Source organism: Streptomyces sp. DH12 (assembly GCF_020873895.1).
Classification (GTDB): domain Bacteria; phylum Actinomycetota; class Actinomycetes; order Streptomycetales; family Streptomycetaceae; genus Streptomyces.
Map to the genome: position 1 here is coordinate 1 of NZ_JAHWGT010000671.1, position 524 is coordinate 524.

At 75.6% G+C, this 524-nt stretch carries 1 protein-coding gene; it reads right to left on the reverse strand.

The window, feature by feature from the left end; genetic code table 11:
* Positions 1–524 (reverse strand): nucleic acid/nucleotide deaminase domain-containing protein (locus LPA54_RS36400; protein ID WP_306806605.1); only part of this gene is annotated, 524 nt, incomplete at both ends.

A 524-nucleotide genomic window follows, 5' to 3' on the forward strand; every position in this document is an offset into this window, starting at 1 on the left:
CGGCAGACCCGCCGTCACCAGCGTGTGCGCCACCACCGGCGGCACACCCTGACGGGACACCGCCGCCTGCTCGAACCGGAACACGCCCGGCCCGAACGCGGCCGCCAGCTCCTGCCCGATCGCCTCCGGCGGGATCGGCGGGGCCGGATGCACCGGCGGGATCGGCGCCCGCACCGGGGCCGGACGCGCGGGACCGTCCGCCACCTGGTGCAGCTCCCCCTGGTGGGCGAGGAGCTGCTGCATGCCCTGCTGCCGGCTCGCGTGGTCCGTGCCGTACGGCGCGATCGACGTGATGCGCGCCTGCGGCCACTGCTCGCGGATCATCCGCGCGCAGTACGCGCCCGGCAGCTCGCACGACTCCAGCTCCGTGTGCAGCTCCAGCACCTGGCCCGGCGGCACGTTCATCGCGCGCAGCTCGTGGAAGATCTGCCACTCCGGGTGCGGGGTGCCCGGCGCGGAACGCCGGATCAGCTGCTGCTCGGAGCCGTCCTGCGCGCGGTAGCGCAGCACGGCCTGGTAGCCGG